Origin of the sequence: Kitasatospora sp. NPDC058048 (genome assembly GCF_042885555.1) — a bacterium.
GTDB lineage: Bacteria > Actinomycetota > Actinomycetes > Streptomycetales > Streptomycetaceae > Kitasatospora > Kitasatospora lactacystinica.
The window spans coordinates 21204-39959 of record NZ_JBHVRT010000051.1; the positions used below are offsets into that span (position 1 = coordinate 21204).

Below are 18756 nucleotides of genomic sequence, written 5' to 3' on the forward strand. Positions count from 1 at the left end.
GCCGTAGGACAGACGAGGAGAGGGCGGGTACCACGGTGACCACCACGTACGATTTCTGGCTCGCCGGCCGCCGGGCGAGCGGTGACGCCGACTTCGAGGTGCACAACAGCTGGGACGGCCGTCTGGTCGGCAAGGTGAGCATCCCGACCGAGGCGCAGGTCGAGGAGGCGCTGGACGCCGCTGTCGCCGCGCTGCCGGTGTTCGCCGCCACTCCGGCGCACCAGCGTGCCGCCGCCCTGGACCACGTGGCCAAGCGGCTGACCGAGCGCACCGAGGAGCTCGCCCAGCTGGTCAGCGCCGAGAACGGCAAGCCGATCAAGTGGGCCCGCGGTGAGATCGGCCGTGCGGTGTCGGTCTTCCGCTGGGCCGCCGAGGAGGCGCGTCGCACCAACGGCGAGACCATGCGCCTGGACACCGACCCGGGCGGCGTGGGCCGTTTCGCGGTGGTGCGCCGTTTCCCGCGCGGCGTGGTGCTCGGGATCGCCCCGTTCAACTTCCCGCTGAACCTGGTCGCCCACAAGGTCGCCCCGGCGATCGCGGTCGGTGCGCCGATCATCCTGAAGCCGGCTCCGTCGACCCCGCTGTCGGCGATGGTGCTGGGCGAGATCCTGGCCGAGACCGATCTGCCGGTCGGTTCCTGGTCGATCCTGACCGTGCCGAACGACCGGATGCCGGCCCTGGTGCAGGACGAGCGCCTGCCGGTGATCTCCTTCACCGGTTCGGACAAGGTCGGCTACCAGATCATGGACTCGGTGCCGCGCAAGCACTGCACCCTGGAGCTCGGCGGCAACGCCGCGGCCGTGGTGCTCGCCGACTGGTCCTCGGAGGCCGACCTGGACTGGGCGGCCACCCGGATCGCGATGTTCGCGAACTACCAGGGCGGCCAGTCGTGCATCTCGGTGCAGCGGGTGATCGCCGACGCCTCGGTGTACGACGCGCTGGTGGAGAAGGTCGTCGCGAAGGTCAAGGCGCAGGTCACCGGTGACCCGGCCGACGACGCGACCGACGTCGGCCCGCTGATCGACGAGAACGCCGCGAAGCGCGTCGAGTCCTGGGTCGAGGACGCGGTCGCCAAGGGCGCCAAGGTGCTCACCGGCGGCTCCCGCGAGGGTGCGACCTACGCCCCGACCGTGCTGGCGGACCTGCCCGGGGACGCCATCCTGGCCAAGGCCGAGGTGTTCGGCCCGGTGCTGTCGCTGCACAAGGTGGACGGCGTGGACGAGGCCTTCGCGGCGGTCAACGACTCCGCGTTCGGCCTCCAGGCGGGTGTGTTCACCCACGACCTGCAGACCGCCTTCCGCGCCCACCGGGAGCTGGAGGTCGGCGGTGTGATCATCGGCGACGCGCCGTCCTACCGCGCCGACCAGATGCCGTACGGCGGCGTCAAGGACTCCGGTGTCGGCCGTGAGGGCGTCAAGTACGCGATGGACGACTACACCGTCGAGAAGGTCATGGTCCTGACCGGCCTCGACCTCTGAGCGGCGTCGTGGCAGTGCCGTAGCGCTGCGGTGGGAGGGCCCGGTTCGCCGAACCGGGCCCTCCCGGCGTTTCGCGCCCCCGCGCGGGCTCAGCCGTCGTGCCCGGCGGCCGCGGCGACGGCCTCCTCGACGGCGACGTTCCCGGAGACCAGTTCCAGGGTCAGTCCGGCGGTGCCGGGCTCGTGCAGCAGGGCGGCCAGGACGGCGGCGACGTCGGCCCGGTCGACCGCGCCGCGGTCGACCGAGGGGGCGAGCCGGACCAGGCCGGTGCCGGGGCCGTCGGTGAGCCGCCCGGGGCGCAGCACGGTCCAGTCCAGGCCGGTGCGGGCCCGGACGGCGTCGTCGGCGGCGCCCTTGGCCCGCAGGTAGGTCTCGAAGACCTCGTCGGCGGGGAAGCGGGCGTCGGCGTCGGCGGCCATCGCCGAGACCATCAGGTACCGGCGGATCCCGGCGAGTTCGGCGGCGTCGGCGAGCAGTACGGCGGCGTCCCGGTCGACGGTGTTCTTGCGGGCGGCGCCGCTGCCCGGTCCGGCGCCGGCGGCGAAGACGACCGCGTCGGCGCCGGTCAGCAGTCCGGCGAGCTGGGTGGCGGTGGCGGCCTCCAGGTCGAGCAGCAGTGGTTCGGCGCCGGCGTCGACGAGGTCCCGGGCCTGTTCGGGGCGGCGGATGATGCCGGCGGGGCGTTCGCCGCGGGCGGCGAGCAGCCGTTCCAGTCGGAGCGCGATCTGTCCGTGGCCCCCGGCGATGACGGTACGCATGGTTCCGACGGTAGCCCGGGACGGGCCGGGCGGCCCGGGGAGGTCGTCCTGGGAAGTCCGGGGCGGCCCGGGGAAGTCCGGGGTGGTGCCGCGGACAGGACACAATGGGCGCATGACTTCGCTCGCCCACCCGCAGCTGCGCTTCACGCCCACCGTGGCGGACCCCTCCGGCCCCCGGGAGCTGGTGATCCTGGGTTCCACCGGTTCGATCGGCACCCAGGCGATCGACGTGGTGCTCCGCAACCCGGACCGCTTCCGGGTGGTCGCGCTGTCGGCGGCGGGCGGCCGGGTGGAGCTGCTCGCCGAGCAGGCGGTGCGGCTGGGCGTGCACACCGTGGCGGTGGCCGATCCGGCGGCCGAGCCGGTGCTGCGCGAGGCGCTGGCCGCGAAGGCGGCCGGCGGTCCGCTGCCGACCGTGCTGGTGGGCCCGGACGCGGCGACTGAGCTGGCCGCCCTGGAGTGCCACTCGGTGCTGAACGGCATCACCGGTTCGATCGGCCTGCGGCCGACGCTGGCCGCGCTGGAGGCGGGCCGGGTGCTGGTGCTGGCCAACAAGGAGTCGCTGATCGTCGGCGGTCCGCTGGTGAAGGCGGTGGCGAAGCCGGGCCAGATCGTGCCGGTGGACTCCGAGCACGCCGCGCTGTTCCAGGCGCTGGCCGGCGGGACCCGGGCCGAGGTGCGCAAGCTGGTGGTCACCGCCAGCGGCGGCCCGTTCCGCAACCGCACCCGGGAGCAGCTGGCCGGGGTGACCCCGCAGGATGCGCTGGCGCACCCGACCTGGTCGATGGGCCCGGTCGTCACGATCAACTCGGCCACCCTGGTGAACAAGGGCCTGGAGGTGATCGAGGCGCACCTGCTGTACGACGTGCCGTTCGACCGGATCGAGGTCGTCGTCCATCCGCAGTCGGTGGTGCACTCGATGGTGGAGTTCACCGATGGTTCGACCCTGGCCCAGGCGAGCCCGCCGGACATGCGGATGCCGATCGCGCTGGGCCTGGGCTGGCCGGAGCGGGTGCCGGACGCCGCTCCCGCCTGCGACTGGACCAAGGCCGCCACGTGGGAGTTCTTCCCGCTGGACGACGAGGCCTTCCCGGCGGTCGAGCTGGCCCGCGAGGTGGGCTCCCTGGGCGCCACCTTCCCGGCGGTCTTCAACGCGGCGAACGAGGAGTGCGTGGAGGCATTTCTGAAGGGCCGCCTCGCCTTCACCGGAATCGTGGACACTGTTGCCAAGGTCGTGGCCGAGCACGGTCAGCGGGACGGCGCCGCGGCGCCGGGAACTTCCCTGACGGTGGAGGACGTCCTGCACGCGGAGGACTGGGCGCGCGCCCGGGCCCGCGAGCTGGCGGCCGGCTGACGGTCGGCCGACGGTCGGCCAATGGCCCCGATAGCGGTAGGACGAGACGATGAGCGGAGCGGCATGACGGAGGACCAACGGTGGCAACGGTTTTGACGGTGGTCGGCATCCTGGTCTTCGTCATCGGGCTGCTCATCTCGATCGCCTGGCACGAACTCGGCCACCTCTCCACGGCCAAGCTGTTCGGCATCCGGGTGCCGCAGTACATGGTCGGCTTCGGCCCGACCCTCTGGTCGCGCCGGAAGGGCGAGACCGAGTACGGCATCAAGGCGATCCCGTTCGGCGGGTACATCCGGATGATCGGGATGTTCCCGCCGGGCGAGGACGGCCGGATCACCAAGCGCAGCAGTTCGCCCTGGCGAACCATGATCGAGGACGCCCGCGAGGCCTCCTACGAGGAGATCCAGGAGGGTGACGAGAGCCGGCTCTTCTACACCCGCAAGCCCTGGAAGCGCATGATCGTCATGTTCGCCGGTCCGTTCATGAACCTGATCCTGGCGTTCGGGCTCTTCCTGACCGTCATGATGGGCTTCGGCGTCAACATGAGCGTGCCGACGGTCAGCTCGGTCGAGAAGTGCGTGGTCAAGGTCGGCCAGCCCCGGGACACCTGCCCGGAGGGCGCCCCGCAGACCCCGGCCGCCCAGGCCGGACTCAGGGCGGGCGACCGGATCCTCTCCTTCGACGGCGACCGGATCCACAGCTACGACCAGCTCCAGGCGGACATCCGGGAGTCGGCCGGCCGGAGCGTGCCGGTCGTGGTCGAGCGGGCCGGGGAGCAGCTCACCCTCACCCCGACCATCGCGGTCAACGACGTCCAGAAGTACGACGGCAACGGTGTCCCGCTCAAGGGTCAGAGCGTCCAGGCCGGGTTCCTCGGATTCACTCCCGCGAGTGGTGTGGTCCGGCTGGGATTCGGGCAGTCGGTCGACCGGATGTACGACATGACCGAGAACGGGGTGAAGTCGCTGATCGCGTTGCCGGGCAAGATCCCGGGGCTGTGGAACGCGGTCGTCGGCGACGCCCCGCGCGATCCGGACTCGCCGATCGGCATGGTCGGCGCCGCCCGGGTCAGCGGCGAGGTCTTCTCGCTCGACATCCCCGGCACCCAGCGGATCGCGTTCTACGTGAACCTGCTGGCCGGCATCAACCTGTCGCTCTTCCTCTTCAACATGCTGCCGCTGCTCCCGCTGGACGGCGGGCACATCGCCGGCGCGGCCTGGGAGGCGGTCCGGCGCCGGTTCGCACAACTGTTCCGGCGGCCCGACCCGGGCCCCTTCGACGTCGCCAAGCTGATGCCGGTGGCGTACGTGGTGGCCAGCATCTTCATCGGCTTCACCCTGCTGGTGATGGTCGCCGACCTGGTGAACCCGGTGAAGATCAGTTAGGGCGTTCGGGTACCACGGGTGTGCTGGGCGCCATGACGGTGCCGTACCGTGGAGGCCGGGTGCGCGATCGTCAGCGCGCCCGGCCTCGGCCGTGTCACGGCCGGGCGGTCGACCACACCTCAACCCCGGGGAACCCTGCGCACATGACCGCGATCTCGCTCGGTATTCCGTCCCTGCCGCTCAAGCCGCTGGCCAAGCGCCGTTACTCCCGGCAGATCATGGTCGGCAATGTGCCGGTCGGCGGCGACGCGCCGGTCTCGGTGCAGTCGATGACCACCACCGTGACCTCGGACATCAACGCCACGCTCCAGCAGATCGCCCAGCTCACCGCGTCCGGCTGCCAGATCGTCCGGGTCGCCGTGCCCTCACAGGACGACGCCGACGCGCTGCCGATCATCGCCAGGAAGTCGCAGATCCCGGTCATCGCGGACATCCACTTCCAGCCCAAGTACGTCTTCGCGGCGATCGACGCCGGCTGCGCGGCGGTGCGCGTGAACCCGGGCAACATCAAGGCCTTCGACGACAAGGTCGGCGAGATCGCCAAGGCCGCCAAGGACGCGGGCGTCCCGATCCGGATCGGCGTCAACGCCGGCTCGCTGGACAAGCGGCTGATGGAGAAGTACGGCCGGGCCACCCCGGAGGCGCTGGTCGAGTCGGCGCTGTGGGAGTGCTCGCTGTTCGAGGAGCACGACTTCCGCGACATCAAGATCTCGGTCAAGCACAACGACCCGGTCGTGATGATCAACGCCTACCGCCAGCTCGCCGCCGCGTGCGACTACCCGCTGCACCTCGGCGTGACCGAGGCCGGGCCGGCCTTCCAGGGCACCATCAAGTCGGCGGTCGCCTTCGGCGCGCTGCTGGCCGAGGGCATCGGCGACACCATCCGGGTCTCGCTCTCCGCCCCGCCGGCCGAGGAGATCAAGGTCGGCAACCAGATCCTGGAGTCGCTCGGACTGCGCGAGCGCGGCCTGGAGATCGTCTCCTGCCCGTCCTGCGGACGCGCCCAGGTCGACGTCTACAAGCTCGCGGAGGAGGTCACCGCCGGGCTGGAGGGCATGGAGGTGCCGCTGCGGGTGGCCGTCATGGGCTGCGTCGTGAACGGTCCGGGCGAGGCCCGCGAGGCCGACCTCGGGGTCGCCTCCGGCAACGGCAAGGGGCAGATCTTCGTCAAGGGCGAGGTCATCAAGACCGTTCCGGAGTCGAAGATCGTCGAGACCCTGATCGAGGAGGCGCTCAAGCTCGCCGAGCAGATGCAGGCGGCGGGCGTCGAGGCGGGTGCGCCGACGGTGGTCGCCGGGGAGTGACCCCCGCGCGGCTTGTGCGGGAGCGAACCCCGCGTAGCTTGTTCTGACAGCCGTAGGTTGTCCTGACCGTACGGGAGCACCCGTGCGGTGCATTCCGGAAGCGGGGCCGTCCGTTCGCGGACGGCCCCGCGGCCGTAGCCGGGTGGGGCCACGGAGTAGGGTGCGGCCAGAGTCGTCTCAGTGAGGTGCTGTCTCGATGCTCGATCGAGGTGTGATGCTCCCGAGCTCCTTCCAGGCCGCCCGGGCCCTGGCCACCACCCGCGTGCTGGAGCCGCCGGACCTCCCGGACGCCCTGGAGATCCTCCACCGCGACCCGGTCGCCAACGCGTTCGTCGCCACCAGGGTCGAGGCCGTCGGGCTGGACCCGTGGCGGCTCGGCGGGGAGTTGTGGGGCTGGTACGACGGGGACGGCGTGCTGGACGCGCTCTGCTACGCCGGGGCGAACCTGGTCCTCGTCGACGCCGGGTCGGAAGCGGTCGCGGCGTTCGCGGAGCGGGCCCGCCGGCAGGGGCGGCGCTGCTCCTCGATCGTCGGGCCGGCGGCGGCCACGGCGGCCTTCTGGGCGCTGCTGGAGCGCAGTTGGGGGCCGGCCCGGGACGTGCGGGCGCACCAGCCGCTGTTGGCGACCTCGGTGCCGTCGGCGGAGATCGCGCCGGATCCGCTGGTGCGCAGGGTGCGGCGCGACGAGGTCGAGGCGCTGATGCCGGCCTGCGTGGCGATGTTCACCGAGGAGGTGGGGGTGTCGCCGCTGGCGGGGGACGGCGGGCTCCTCTACCAGGCCCGGGTGGCCGAACTCGTGTCCGCCGGGCGGTCGTTCGCGCGGTTCGGGGAGGACGGGCAGGTCGTCTTCAAGGCGGAGATCGGGGCGGTGACGGAGGGGGCCTGTCAGATCCAGGGGGTCTGGGTCGCTCCGGAGCACCGGGGGCAGGGGCTCTCCGAGACCGGGATGGCGGCGGTCCTGGACGTCGCGTTGCGGGAGGTGGCGCCGGTGGCGTCGCTGTACGTCAACGACTTCAACCTGCGGGCCCGGGCCGCGTACCGGCGGGTGGGGTTCCGGGAGGTCGGGGCGTTCATGAGCGTGCTGTTCTGAGGGGGAGGCCCCGGGCGGGGCGGGCGCGGTGTGGCGAGGTGCTGTTGGGATCTTCGGCCGCGCCGCAGGGCCACGGGTAGTAACGTCCGGAGCATGGATCAGCTGACCGGGGTGACGATCGAGGCCATCGACCTTGCGGCCTGGGCGCCGCAGGCGCTGGAGGTCCAGGCGGTGGCGTTCGGGCTGACGCCCGAAGAGGTCGCGGTACGGCTGCACATCGTGGGGCGGCACGCCCAGCAGCCGGGGGTGATCGCGCTGGGGGCGATGAGCGGGGGGCAGCTGGTCGGGTTCGGGTACGGGATGCCCAACCAGCGGGAGCACTGGTGGAGCACGGTGATCGAGCCCTACCTGGCCGCCCGCGGGTACGGGGACTGGCTGGACAGGGTCTTCGCCGTCACCGAGCTGCACGTGCTGCCGGAGTTCCAGGGGCAGGGGGTCGGCTCGCGGATCATCCGGACCCTGTGCGAGGCGTCGGGCCTGGACCGGAGCATCCTGTCGGCGATCGACGCGGAGACGCCGGCGCGGCGGCTGTACCGGGCGTTGGGGTACCAGGACCTGGCGCGGGCGGTGCGGTTCCCGGCGACGGACCGGCTGTACGCGGTGATGGGGGCCCGGCTGCCCCTGCGGGGAACCGGGGGCCAGCGGCCCAAGTACCTCTGATCCCAAGGGCCTTGGGGTCAGAGGGAGTCGGCGAATTCGAGGTGGAGCTCGGCGTCCTCGCGGCGGTCCGCGGCGAGGGCGCGCAGGGCGAGGTCGACGGCCCGGAAGAGGGTCCAGCCGCGCAGGCGCTCCCGGTCGACCTCGAGGGACTCGGCGAGCCGGCCCAGACGGCGGCGGACGGCCGCGGGGACGCCGGGGGAGCCGAGCAGGGTGTCGGCGCGGTCCAGGGCGAGACGGGCCAGGTCGTAGGCGCGCTCGCCGGCCAGTGGGCTCGGGTCGACGGCCAGCCAGGGGGCCCGGTCGGCGGCCAGGACGTTGCCGTGGTGGAAGTCGCCGTGCAGGAGGAAGGACTCGTCGGCGGAGTCGGCCAGGCTCCGGGCGGTGTCCAGGGCCTCGGCGATCAGCTGCCGCGCTTCAGCGACGGCGGGGTGGGGGTGTTCCGCGAGGCGGGCGGCGGCGGCGATCCGCTGGGCGGCGGCGGGGAAGGGGTGGCCCTCGGGGAGTTCCGTCCAGAGCCGGTGCAGCAGGCTGGTGGCCTCCAGTGCGGCCTTGGGCTCGGCGAGGGAACGCAGCGGGATCTCGCCGTGGAGGCGTTCGAGCAGGAGGACCCCCTCGGCGGGGACGGCGTCGAGCAGGAGGACGGCTCCGCGGCCCGCCCAGTGGGCGAGGGCAGTGTGCTCCTGGGCGGTCTCGGGGGTGGGCAGGCCGATCTTGAGGACGGCGGGGGAGAGGTCGTCGCGGTGGACGTACGCGACGAGGCTGCGGCTGCCGCCGGGGTCGAGGATCCGTTCGAGCGTGAGGTTCCAGGCGGCGAGGTGGGTGGCGGCCTTCGCGGGGAGGTCGGCCAGCCATTGGCGGCCGGCCTCGCCGTGGGTGGCGGTGACGGTGTTCGTCAGCCAGGTGGGGACGGTGATGGTGGGTTCGGCTCCCGACATGGGTCCATTGTCGGGGTTTGGGAGGGCGGGGGCGCTCGGGAGGGTGCCGGCTTCCGGGCGGGAGGCGGTGCGGGAGGCGGGCGCGGGGGCTCAGTGTCAGCCGGGGGTGCCGGGGAAGGGGGTGGCGGGGGCGCCCCAGTGGTGGGCGCGCAGGGCGGCTTCGCGGAGGGCGGTGGCGGCGAGGAGGCGGTAGGGGGCGGGGACGGCGGGGACCAGGTCGGCGTAGGCGGTGGTCAGGCGGGTTTCCAGGTGGACGGCGAGTTTGGCGGCGTCGGTGGGCGAGGTGACGGGGAAGGGGAGCCGGTAGCCGCCGGCGGCGGGGGTGGGGGCGGCGGTGAGGGTGCCGAGGAGGCGTTGCCAGGCGTCGCGTTGGGCCTGGTGGGCGGCGTGGGTGGTGCGGGCGTCGGCGCGTTGGGGGTCGTCGGGGAAGTGGGCGCCGACGACGCCGTAGCCGTAGACGGCGGCGTGTTCGGCGCCGAGGGCGGCCTGGAGGGCGGGGACGGCGGCGGCTCTGCCGGCGGGGGTGCCTTCGGTGTCGGCGTCGGGGGTCAGGACGGGGGTCGTGTCGCCGAGGGCCGCGGCGTGCAGGGCGTTGGAGGCGGAGACGGAGGCGAGCAGCCGGGCCAGGGGCGGGCCGACCTCGTCGAGGTCGTGGAGGTGGGCCTCGGCGGTCCGGTGCTCCATGAGGGCCAGCTCGGGGAGGGTGGGGAGGGAGCGGTACGGGGTGCTGGTGGGGGAGGGGCTCGCGCTCGGCAGACCCTGGGCGAGGGCGGCGCGGTGCTGGACGGTGTCGTCGCGCAGGGGCTGGAGCAGGGCGGTCCGGGCGCCCGGGACGGTGAGCAGGTTGTCGTAGGCGCCGAGCAGGAGGTCGGTGGCGGCGATCGCGCGCAGGCGGACCGGGGTGTCCGGGTCGCGGGGCGGGGTGGGGTCGGCGTGCCGGTCGCCGACGGAGGCGGTGCAGGCGGTGAGGGTGGTGAGCAGTCCGAGGGTCAGGAGGGACCGTCGGCTGGGCGGCTGCATCGGGGGCGCTCCGGGCGGGTACGGGAGGACGGCCTCCCCGCCAGCCCTCGTTGGCGTGAATGATTACAGAATCCCCACGTTCCCGGGTCCGCTTCGGGGATGCCGGGCCGGGTGTGAGGTTGCTCGCAGTGGGTGGTGTGCGGGCGGCCGGGGGAGGTCAGGAATCGGTGGTTGGGGGCTTGACCGGATAGGCTTTGGGCCGAGCTGCCGTGATTCCGGTGTGGCACCGGGGGTGCGCGGCGACCTTCTGACAACAGCAGACGCGGCCGAGGAGTCCACCCGGATGAGCACCACCCACACCGACCGGCTGCGAGCGTTGCTGGAGCCGCTGGCCGAGCAGGCCGGACTGGACCTGGAGGACGTCAGGGTCACTCGGGCGGGCAGCCGCCGGCAGGTGCAGATCGACGTCGACACCGACGGCGGTGTGGACATGGACGCCATCGCCGAGTTCAGCCGGGTGGTCGGTGAGGCCCTGGACGAGTCGGACCTGATGGGGGACGACGCGTACCTGCTGGAGGTCGGCTCGCCGGGTGCGGAGCGTCCGCTGGTCCTGCCCCGGCACTGGCAGCGCGCCGAGGGTCGGCTGGCCAGGATCCACCTGGTGGACGGCGGGGAGATCGTCGCCCGGGTGCTGGAGGCCGACGAGGACGGCGCACTGGTCGAGGTGCAGCCGGTGAAGGGGCGAGGCCGTCCGAAGGAGCGCCGTCTGGCGTACGCGGAGGTGACCCGGGCGCGCGTCCAGGTCGAGTTCAACCGCAAGGACGACGAGCTCCTGGACGAGGCCGCGGACTTCGACGAGGGGGAGGACGGCGCCGAGTGACCCCCGGGTGCCGTACGACCATGACGAACGTGACGAAAGACGAGGAGGCGTAGCCGTGGACATCGACATGAGTGCCCTGCGCACGCTGGTCAACGAGAAGAACATCCCTTTCGACCTGCTGGTCGAGTCCATCGAGTCCGCCCTCCTCACCGCGTACCACCGCACCGAGGGCTCGCGCCGCCGGGCCCGGGTGAACCTGGACCGCAAGAGCGGCCACGTCACCGTGTGGGCCATGGAGGACCCGGCGGAGCTGGACGAGGGCGTCGAGCCGAAGGAGTTCGACGACACCCCGAACGGCTTCGGCCGGATCGCGTCCAGCATCGGCATCCAGGTGATGATGCAGCGTCTGCGCGACGCCGCCGACGACCAGACCTTCGGCGAGTACGCGGGCAAGGAGGGCGACATCGTCACCGGTGTCGTCCAGCAGGGCAACGACCCGAAGAACGTGCTGGTCGACATCGGCAAGCTGGAGGCCATCCTGCCGCCGCAGGAGCAGGTCCCGGGCGAGGACTACCGGCACGGCACCCGGCTGAAGTGCTACGTGGTGGCCGTGCGCCGGGGTGTGCGCGGTGCTTCGGTGACGCTGTCGCGCACCCACCCGAGCCTGGTGAAGAAGCTGTTCGCGCTGGAGGTCCCGGAGATCGCGGACGGCAGCGTGGAGATCGCGGCGATCGCCCGTGAGGCCGGCCACCGGACCAAGATCGCGGTCTGGTCGCGCCGCCAGGGCCTGAACGCCAAGGGCGCCTGCATCGGCCCGATGGGCTCCCGGGTGCGCGCCGTGATGGGCGAGCTGCACGGCGAGAAGATCGACATCGTCGACTGGTCCGAGGACCCCCGGGAGATGGTGGCCGCCGCCCTGTCGCCCGCGCGGGTGACCAGCGTGGAGATCGTGGACGCCGCCCAGCGCTCCGCCCGGGTGATCGTGCCGGACTACCAGCTGTCGCTGGCGATCGGCAAGGAGGGGCAGAACGCCCGCCTGGCCGCGCGCCTGACCGGCTGGCGGATCGACATCCGTCCGGACACCGAGGGCCAGGCCGAGGAAGCGCAGGCCCGGTAATCAGTGTCGTCGTCGGCGTCCCCGCCGGTCCTCCGGGTTCGGCGGGGCGGCGCCATGTCGCTTCGGAGGGGTAGACTTGCCTTCGTCTGGCCGGACGCATGTCCGAGCACGCCCGGAACGCACCTGCGTGGGCTGCCGCAAGCGCGCGGCCAAGCACCAGCTGTTGCGTGTCACGGCGGTCGAGGGCGAGTGCGTCCCTGATCCCCGTGGCGCACTCCCGGGCCGGGGCGCTCATCTGCACCCCGATCCGACCTGCCTCGACCTCGCGGTCCGCCGTCGGGCGTTCCCCCGGGCCTTCCGGCTCCAGGGCACGCTCGACACCGAGCGGCTCCGCGGGTTCATCGGGGAGCGGGCGGGCGAAGCCTCGTAGCAGGGCCGCCTCCCGCGACGGCCGCCGCTCGCGCGGCGGAGAACCACCGCAACAAGCACAGCGCTCGGGAAGCCGCGCGCCGTGCACCAGTCAGGTACCTCGCGATGTGGAAGTAGGTCGAGATTGCGATGAGCTCTCGATGAGTACGCGATGAGTACGCGATGGGTACGCCCATGAAGTAGCGACAGTCCGGCGGACGAGACCCCCGGACTCATAGACAGGAGTGAAGTGGCTAAGGTCCGGGTTTATGAACTCGCCAAGGAGCTTGGCTTGGAGAGCAAGGCCGTCATGGCCAAGCTCACCGAGCTCGGTGAGTTCGTCCGTTCGGCGTCCTCGACGATCGAGGCGCCGGTCGTGCGCAAGCTGACTGACGCGCTTGGTGTGGCCCCCACTGGTGGTTCCGCCGCCAAGCCGGGCCCGCGGAAGTCCGCGGCGCCCTCCCCCGCTGCCGGCTCGGGTTCCCCGAAGCCGGGGGCCCCGACCCCGGGTCCGCGCCCCAGCGCGACCCCTGGTCCCCGTCCGACCCCGGCTGCCGCCGCGCCTTCCGCGCCGGCCGCCCCCGCCGCCCCGAAGCCGGCCACGCCGGCTCCGGGTGCGCCGACTCCGGGCCCGCGCCCGGCCGCACGTCCCGCCGCTCCGGCGGCCCCGGCCGCGCCCGCGGCCGAGTTCTCCTCGCCGGCTCCGGCCGGTGACGCCCCGCGTCCGGCCGCCCAGGCCCCGCGCCCCAGTGGCCAGGCCACCGGCGGTGCCCGTCCGGGCCCGCGTCCGGCCGGTCCGCGTCCGGGCAACAACCCGTTCACCTCGGGCAGCGCGACCGGCATGGGCCGCCCCGGTGACCGCCGTCAGGGCGGTCAGGGCGGTGCTCCGCGTCCGGGCGGCGCCCAGGGCGGCGACCGTCCGCGTCCCGGTGGCGACCGTCCGCGTCCCGCCGGTGCTCCGGGTGCCGGTGCCCCCCGTCCGGGTGGTGCTCCGGGTGCCGGTGCTCCCCGTCCGGGTGGTGCCCCGCGTCCCGGTGGCGACCGTCCGCGTCCCGCCGGTGCTCCGGGTGCCGGTGCCCCCCGTCCGGGTGGTGCCCCGCGTCCCGACGGCATGCCGCGTCCGGCCGCGCCGCGTCCCGGTGGTCCGACCCCGTCCGGCATGCCTCGCCCGAACCCGGGCATGATGCCGCAGCGTCCGGCCGGCCCGCGTCCGGGTCCGGGTGGCCGTGGTCCGGGTGGCCCCGGCGGCCGTCCGGGTGGTCCGGGTGCCGGCGGTGCCCGTCCGGGCTTCCAGGGCCGTCCGGCCGGTCCGGGCTCGCGTCCGGCCGGTGGCGGTGGCTTCGGCGGTCCGCGTCCCGGTGGCGGCGCCCCCGGCGGTGGCGGTGGCTTCGGCCCGCGTCCCGGCGGCTTCGGCGGTCGTCCCGGTGGCCCGGGTGCCCGTGGTGGCACGCAGGGTGCCTTCGGTCGTGGCCCGGGCGGTCGCCCGGCTCGCGGTCGCAAGTCGAAGCGGGCGAAGCGCCAGGAGTACGAGGCCATGCAGGCCCCGTCCGTCGGCGGTGTGATGCTGCCTCGCGGCAACGGCCAGACCGTTCGCCTGTCGAGCGGCGCCTCGCTGATGGACTTCGCGGAGAAGATCAACGCCAACCCGGCCGCGCTCGTCTCCGTCATGTTCAACCTCGGTGAGATGGTCACCGCGACCCAGTCGGTCTCCGACGCCACGCTGCAGCTGCTGGCGGACGAGATGGGCTTCGTCCTGGAGATCGTCAGCCGGGACGACGAGGACCGCGAGCTGCTGGAGTCGTTCGACATCGACTTCGGTGCCAACGAGGGCGACGAGGACCAGCTGGCCCCGCGCCCGCCGGTCGTCACCGTCATGGGTCACGTCGACCACGGTAAGACCCGCCTGCTGGACGCGATCCGCAAGTCCAACGTGGTGGCCGGTGAGGCGGGTGGCATCACCCAGCACATCGGTGCCTACCAGGTGGCGACGGTCGTGAACGGCGAAGAGCGCCCGATCACCTTCCTCGACACCCCGGGTCACGAGGCGTTCTCCGCCATGCGTGCCCGTGGTGCCAAGTCCACCGACATCGCGATCCTGGTGGTCGCGGCCAACGACGGTGTCATGCCGCAGACGGTCGAGGCGCTGAACCACGCCAAGGCCGCGGGTGTGCCGATCGTGGTCGCCGTCAACAAGATCGACGTCGAGGGCGCCGACCCGACCAAGGTCCGCGGCCAGCTGACCGAGTTCGGTCTGGTGGCCGAGGAGTACGGCGGCGACACCATGTTCGTCGACATCTCCGCGCGCCAGGGCCTGAACATCGACCAGCTGCTGGAGGCCGTGGTCCTGACCGCGGACGCCTCGCTGGACCTGCGGGCCAACCCCGAGCAGGACGCGCAGGGTATCGCCATCGAGGCGCACCTGGACAAGGGCCGCGGCGCCATGGCGACCGTGCTCGTGCAGCGCGGTACCCTCCGCGTCGGCGACTCGATCGTCGTGGGCGACGCCTACGGCCGCGTCCGCGCGATGCTGGACGAGAACGGCAACAGCCTCGCCGAGGCCGGCCCGTCCCGTCCGGTGCTGCTGCTCGGTCTGACCTCGGTGCCCCGTGCCGGCGACAGCTTCATCGTCGTCGACGAGGACCGCACCGCCCGTCAGATCGCCGAGAAGCGCTCGGCCCGCGACCGCAACGCCGCCTTCGCGCAGCGTCGGGTCCGGGTGTCCCTGGAGGACCTGGACAAGGCCATCGCCGCCGGCTCCATCGAGCAGCTCAACCTCATCATCAAGGGTGACGTCTCCGGTTCGGTCGAGGCCCTTGAGGACGCCCTGGTCAAGCTGGACGTCGGCGAGGAGGTCGAGCTCCGGGTCCTGCACCGCGGTGTGGGTGCCATCACCGAGTCCGACGTGGACCTGGCGATGGGCTCGGACGCCATCATCATCGGCTTCAACGTGCGCGCCGAAGGCCGTGCGCGCGCCGCGGCCGACAAGGAAGGCGTGGACGTCCGGTACTACTCGGTCATCTACCAGGCGATCGAGGAGATCGAGAACGCCCTCAAGGGCATGCTCAAGCCGGAGTACGAGGAGGTGCGCCTCGGCGCCGCGGAGATCCGCGAGGTCTTCCGCTCCTCCAAGTTCGGCAACATCGCCGGTGTCCTGGTCCGCGACGGCATCATCCGCCGCAACGCCAAGGCCCGCCTCATCCGCGACGGCAAGGTCGTGGCGGAGAACCTCTCGATCGAGGGTCTGCGCCGCTTCAAGGACGACGCGACCGAGGTCCGCGAGGGCTTCGAGGCCGGTGTCACCCTGGGGTCGTTCAACGACATCAAGGTCGAGGACATCATCGAGACCTACGAGATGCGCGAGAAGCCGCGCGCCTAGTCGGTGTCAGCCGGGGCCGGTCGACGGGTGGTATTTCCGTCGACCGGCCCCGGTCTCGCTGTGTAGGGTCCGGGGAGTAGTCGGACACAGCGGAGCCGGCCCGGTTCCGGGCTGCTCCCCGAGGCCTTCCAGGTCGGCGAGACCTGTCATACATGTTCGTGGGAACACTCACCTTCGACCTGCTGCTGGGCGACGTCCACTCGCTCAAGGAGAAGCGTTCGATCGTGCGGCCCATCGTGGCCGAACTGCAGCGCAAGTACAGCGTGTGCGCTGCCGAGACCGGGAACCAGGACCTGCACCGCCGGGCCGAGATCGGTCTGGCGGTGGTGGCCGGCGAAGCCGGGTACGTCACCGAGGTCCTGGACAGCTGTGAGCGGTTGGTCGCCGGCCGCCCCGAGGTGCAACTCCTCTCCGCGAGGAGGCGCTACCACAACGACGACGATGAATGAGGCCCGTGGAGCCGGCCGGCGGAAGTCGCCGTTCTCACACGGATCAGGACCGAGAGCGCCCGCAAGGCCGGGCGCGGGCCGGTACTTTGGGGCGTGGGCCCCGACGGGTGCGCAGCTCACCCGGGTACCGGGCCCACTGCACGAGGAGGCAACGTGACCGACACCGCAAGGGCGCGCAAGCTCGCCGACCGCATCCAGGTGGTCGTCGCCCAGACCCTGGAACGGCGGATCAAGGACCCCCGTCTGGGGTTCGTGACCATCACCGACACCCGGGTGACCGGAGACCTGCGCGAGGCCACCGTCTTCTACACCGTCTTCGGTGACGAGACCGAGCGCGAGGCCACCGCGGCCGCGCTGGAGAGCGCCAAGGGCGTGATCCGTTCCGAGGTCGGCAAGATCGGCGTGCGCTTCACGCCGACGCTGACCTTCGTCGCGGACGCGCTGCCGGACAACGCCCGGAACATCGACGACCTGCTCGACCGGGCCCGCACCTCGGACGCGGCCGTGCGCACCCAGGCCGCGGGGGCGGACTACGCCGGCGGCGCGGACCCGTACCGGGTTCCGGCGTCCGAGCGTGACGACGAGGACGAGTAGTCATGGCGGGTGAGCCGGCGCGGGCCGCCCCGCGAGCCGGATCGACCACGGGGGCGTCCTCCACCAGCACGGTGGAGGGTGCCCTCGCGGCGCTCCCGGGCCCGCGCACCGAGGAGAGCGGGTTCGAGCTGATCTGGCAGCAGGTGGTGGCGGAGATCGGGCGGGCCCGTTCGATCGACCTGATCTGCCACATCTGCCCGGACGGCGACGCGCTGGGCTCCTCGCTGGCGGCCGCGCTGGCGCTGCGCGCGCTCGGCAAGCAGGTGCGGGTCTCCTTCGGCGACGACCCGCAGATCGTGCCCGAGTCGCTGGTCTTCCTGCCCGGCCAGGAGCTGATCGTGCCGGCCGCCGCGGTGCCGGACGTGCCCGAGCTGGTGCTCTGCTTCGACGTGGCCGCGGAGAGCCGGCTCGGCCTGCTGCACGACAAGGCCTTCGCCGCGCCCGTGCTGGTGGTGTTCGACCACCACGCCTCCAACCCGGGCTTCGGCACCCACCAGCTGATCGACCCGACCGCTCCGGCCACCGCCGTGCTGGTCGACGAGCTGCTGCGCCGGCTCGGCGTCGAGCTGGACGAGGAGCTGGCCACCTGCCTCTACACGGGTGTGGCCACCGACACCGGTTCGTTCAAGTACCGGGCCACCACGCCCGCCACCCACGAGCTGGCCGCCCGGCTGCTGGCCACCGGCATCCGGCACGACCTGATCTCCCGGCAGCTGTGGGACACCTCGTCCTTCGGCTACCTCAAGGTGCTCGCGGGCGCGCTCGACCGGGCCGTCTACGAGCCGGAGGCGGCCGACGGGCTGGGGCTGGTGTGGACCTGGGTGCCGTACCAGGACCTCGCGCTGTTCAGCGTCACGGTCGAGGAGATCGAGGGACTGATCGACATCCTGCGCCGCCCGGCCGAGGCCGAGGTGGCGCTGGTGCTCAAGCAGGACCCGGACGGCACGCTGCGCGGCTCCTCGCGCTCCCGGGGCGTGGTGGACGTCGCCGCGGCCTGCGCCGAACTGGGCGGCGGTGGGCACGTCCACGCGGCCGGATTCAGCGTCCGGGAGGACGTGGCCGCGGTGGTCGAGCGGTTCCGGGGCGCGCTGCGACCGGTACGTTGATCATCTCTGCTGATGTTGTTGAGAGAAAGAACCCGATGAAGCGCAAAGGCACCGGCCCGGACGGCCTGGTGATCGTCGACAAGCCCGAGGGCATCACCTCGCACGGGGTCGTCGCCAAGCTGCGGTGGCTGGCCGGAACCCGGAAGGTCGGACACGCCGGCACCCTGGACCCGATGGCCACCGGCGTGCTGGTGATCGGCATCGAGCGGGCCACCCGGCTGCTCGGCCACCTGATGCTCACCGCCAAGACCTACGAGGCGACCGTCCGGCTCGGCCAGACCACCGTCACCGACGACCGCGAGGGCGAGGTCACCTCCTCGGCCCCGGCCGACGCCGTCACCCGGGAGGCGATCGACGCCGGGATCGCGGCACTCACCGGCGAGATCATGCAGGTGCCGTCCAAGGTCAGCGCGATCAAGATCGACGGCAAGCGCTCGTACGCCCGGGTGCGCGAGGGCGAGGACTTCGAGCTCGCGGCCCGGCCGACCACGATCCACTCCTTCACCGTGCACGAGCAGCGCGCGGCGGTCGCCGAGGACGGCACGCCGGTGATCGACCTGGACGTCACCGTCGAGTGCTCCTCCGGCACCTACATCCGGGCGCTGGCCCGGGACCTGGGCGCCGGGCTCGGCGTCGGCGGCCACCTGACCGCGCTGCGGCGCACCAAGGTGGGGCCGTACGGGGTGGAGTCGGCGCGCACCCTGGAGCAGCTGGAGGCCGAGGTCACCGGCGAGGACGCCAAGGGGCTGGAGGTGCTGCCGATCGCGGAGGCCGCGGCGGCCGCCTTCCCGCGCTGGGACCTGGACGAGGCCTCGGCGCAGAAGCTGTCGCACGGCGCCCGGCTGAAGGCGCCCGGGATGGGCGTGGACGGGCCGATCGCGGTGTACGGGCCGGACGGGCGCTTCCTCGCGCTGGTCGAGGAGAAGGGCGGGCAGGCGAAGCCGGTCGCGGTCTTCGTCGGCTGACGGCCCCACCGCTGTTCGGCCCCATCGCTGTTCGGAGCCATCGCTGTTCGGAGCCCC

General features: G+C 72.7%; 17 protein-coding genes. 14 read left to right on the forward strand and 3 right to left on the reverse strand.

Features of this window, described 5'->3' with window-relative positions; genetic code table 11:
• The first annotated feature begins 35 nt into the window (after positions 1 to 35).
• The gene (locus tag ACFVVA_RS36560; RefSeq protein WP_387695014.1) at positions 36 to 1478 is read left to right on the forward strand and encodes an aldehyde dehydrogenase family protein; all 1443 of its coding nucleotides are present in this window, start codon (positions 36 to 38) and stop codon (positions 1476 to 1478) included.
• Positions 1479 to 1567: 89 nt separating this feature from the next.
• On the opposite strand, the gene ACFVVA_RS36565 is transcribed toward ACFVVA_RS36560, so the two are convergent.
• Complete coding sequence (locus tag ACFVVA_RS36565) at positions 1568 to 2236, reverse strand: NAD(P)-binding oxidoreductase (RefSeq protein WP_387695015.1); 669 nt, start codon at positions 2234 to 2236, stop codon at positions 1568 to 1570.
• Between the two features lie 112 nt (positions 2237 to 2348).
• Here ACFVVA_RS36565 and dxr point away from each other — a divergent pair, with 112 nt between their 5' ends.
• The 5 genes from dxr (at position 2349) to ACFVVA_RS36590 (ending at position 8029) form a co-directional block, all read left to right on the forward strand.
• Positions 2349 to 3590 (forward strand): 1-deoxy-D-xylulose-5-phosphate reductoisomerase, encoded by a 1242-nt coding sequence (dxr, locus tag ACFVVA_RS36570; RefSeq protein ID WP_387695016.1) that lies wholly within the window; start codon positions 2349 to 2351, stop codon positions 3588 to 3590.
• 80 nt (positions 3591 to 3670) lie between these two features.
• A complete protein-coding gene (locus ACFVVA_RS36575; RefSeq protein WP_387695017.1) occupies positions 3671 to 4975 on the forward strand; it encodes a M50 family metallopeptidase in 1305 nt (434 codons plus the stop codon).
• Positions 4976 to 5118: 143 nt separating this feature from the next.
• Positions 5119 to 6279 (forward strand): flavodoxin-dependent (E)-4-hydroxy-3-methylbut-2-enyl-diphosphate synthase, encoded by a 1161-nt coding sequence (gene ispG / locus ACFVVA_RS36580; RefSeq protein WP_359909168.1) that lies wholly within the window; start codon positions 5119 to 5121, stop codon positions 6277 to 6279.
• Positions 6280 to 6493: 214 nt separating this feature from the next.
• Entirely contained in the window at positions 6494 to 7369 is an 876-nt protein-coding gene (locus ACFVVA_RS36585) for a GNAT family N-acetyltransferase (protein ID WP_380545025.1), read from the forward strand.
• Between the two features lie 93 nt (positions 7370 to 7462).
• The gene (locus tag ACFVVA_RS36590; RefSeq protein WP_387695018.1) at positions 7463 to 8029 is read left to right on the forward strand and encodes a GNAT family N-acetyltransferase; all 567 of its coding nucleotides are present in this window, start codon (positions 7463 to 7465) and stop codon (positions 8027 to 8029) included.
• A 17-nt stretch (positions 8030 to 8046) separates the two neighbouring features.
• Here ACFVVA_RS36590 and ACFVVA_RS36595 read toward each other — a convergent pair whose 3' ends face one another.
• Together ACFVVA_RS36595 and ACFVVA_RS36600 are read right to left on the reverse strand one after the other, a co-directional pair.
• Positions 8047 to 8964, reverse strand: coding sequence for an aminoglycoside phosphotransferase family protein (locus ACFVVA_RS36595; RefSeq protein ID WP_387695019.1), 918 nt, complete (start codon positions 8962 to 8964; stop codon positions 8047 to 8049).
• Positions 8965 to 9060: 96 nt separating this feature from the next.
• Positions 9061 to 9984 (reverse strand): ferritin-like domain-containing protein, encoded by a 924-nt coding sequence (locus ACFVVA_RS36600; protein WP_387695020.1) that lies wholly within the window; start codon positions 9982 to 9984, stop codon positions 9061 to 9063.
• Positions 9985 to 10267: 283 nt separating this feature from the next.
• Here ACFVVA_RS36600 and rimP point away from each other — a divergent pair, with 283 nt between their 5' ends.
• The 8 genes from rimP (at position 10268) to truB (ending at position 18699) form a co-directional block, all read left to right on the forward strand.
• Positions 10268 to 10804: a ribosome maturation factor RimP gene (rimP, locus tag ACFVVA_RS36605; protein ID WP_359909157.1), complete on the forward strand. Its 537-nt coding sequence runs from the start codon at positions 10268 to 10270 to the stop codon at positions 10802 to 10804.
• Positions 10805 to 10859: 55 nt separating this feature from the next.
• The gene (nusA, locus tag ACFVVA_RS36610) at positions 10860 to 11861 is read left to right on the forward strand and encodes a transcription termination factor NusA (RefSeq protein WP_359909154.1); all 1002 of its coding nucleotides are present in this window, start codon (positions 10860 to 10862) and stop codon (positions 11859 to 11861) included.
• Between the two features lie 127 nt (positions 11862 to 11988).
• Entirely contained in the window at positions 11989 to 12231 is a 243-nt protein-coding gene (locus ACFVVA_RS36615; RefSeq protein WP_387695021.1) for a YlxR family protein, read from the forward strand.
• 228 nt (positions 12232 to 12459) lie between these two features.
• Positions 12460 to 15585: a translation initiation factor IF-2 gene (gene infB / locus ACFVVA_RS36620; RefSeq protein WP_387695022.1), complete on the forward strand. Its 3126-nt coding sequence runs from the start codon at positions 12460 to 12462 to the stop codon at positions 15583 to 15585.
• A gap of 152 nt (positions 15586 to 15737) precedes the next feature.
• A complete protein-coding gene (locus ACFVVA_RS36625; RefSeq protein WP_030311386.1) occupies positions 15738 to 16034 on the forward strand; it encodes a DUF503 domain-containing protein in 297 nt (98 codons plus the stop codon).
• A gap of 153 nt (positions 16035 to 16187) precedes the next feature.
• Positions 16188 to 16628, forward strand: a complete 441-nt coding sequence (rbfA, locus tag ACFVVA_RS36630; protein WP_359909144.1) for a 30S ribosome-binding factor RbfA — start codon at positions 16188 to 16190, stop codon at positions 16626 to 16628.
• A gap of 2 nt (positions 16629 to 16630) precedes the next feature.
• The gene (locus ACFVVA_RS36635) at positions 16631 to 17734 is read left to right on the forward strand and encodes a bifunctional oligoribonuclease/PAP phosphatase NrnA (RefSeq protein ID WP_387695023.1); all 1104 of its coding nucleotides are present in this window, start codon (positions 16631 to 16633) and stop codon (positions 17732 to 17734) included.
• 35 nt (positions 17735 to 17769) lie between these two features.
• Positions 17770 to 18699, forward strand: a complete 930-nt coding sequence (gene truB, locus ACFVVA_RS36640; protein WP_359909139.1) for a tRNA pseudouridine(55) synthase TruB — start codon at positions 17770 to 17772, stop codon at positions 18697 to 18699.
• The last annotated feature ends 57 nt before the right edge of the window (positions 18700 to 18756 follow it).

Bases quoted from the DNA above. Each gene is read 5' to 3' on its own strand.
- ACFVVA_RS36565 (WP_387695015.1), bottom strand. From the start codon at position 2,236: ATGCGTACCGTCATCGCCGGGGGCCACGGACAGATCGCGCTCCGACTG.
- dxr (WP_387695016.1), top strand. From the start codon at position 2,349: ATGACTTCGCTCGCCCACCCGCAGCTGCGCTTCACGCCCACCGTGGCG.
- ispG (WP_359909168.1), top strand. From the start codon at position 5,119: ATGACCGCGATCTCGCTCGGTATTCCGTCCCTGCCGCTCAAGCCGCTG.
- ACFVVA_RS36585 (WP_380545025.1), top strand. From the start codon at position 6,494: ATGCTCCCGAGCTCCTTCCAGGCCGCCCGGGCCCTGGCCACCACCCGC.
- ACFVVA_RS36590 (WP_387695018.1), top strand. From the start codon at position 7,463: ATGGATCAGCTGACCGGGGTGACGATCGAGGCCATCGACCTTGCGGCC.
- ACFVVA_RS36595 (WP_387695019.1), bottom strand. From the start codon at position 8,964: ATGTCGGGAGCCGAACCCACCATCACCGTCCCCACCTGGCTGACGAAC.
- ACFVVA_RS36600 (WP_387695020.1), bottom strand. From the start codon at position 9,984: ATGCAGCCGCCCAGCCGACGGTCCCTCCTGACCCTCGGACTGCTCACC.
- rimP (WP_359909157.1), top strand. From the start codon at position 10,268: ATGAGCACCACCCACACCGACCGGCTGCGAGCGTTGCTGGAGCCGCTG.
- ACFVVA_RS36625 (WP_030311386.1), top strand. From the start codon at position 15,738: ATGTTCGTGGGAACACTCACCTTCGACCTGCTGCTGGGCGACGTCCAC.
- ACFVVA_RS36635 (WP_387695023.1), top strand. From the start codon at position 16,631: ATGGCGGGTGAGCCGGCGCGGGCCGCCCCGCGAGCCGGATCGACCACG.
- truB (WP_359909139.1), top strand. From the start codon at position 17,770: ATGAAGCGCAAAGGCACCGGCCCGGACGGCCTGGTGATCGTCGACAAG.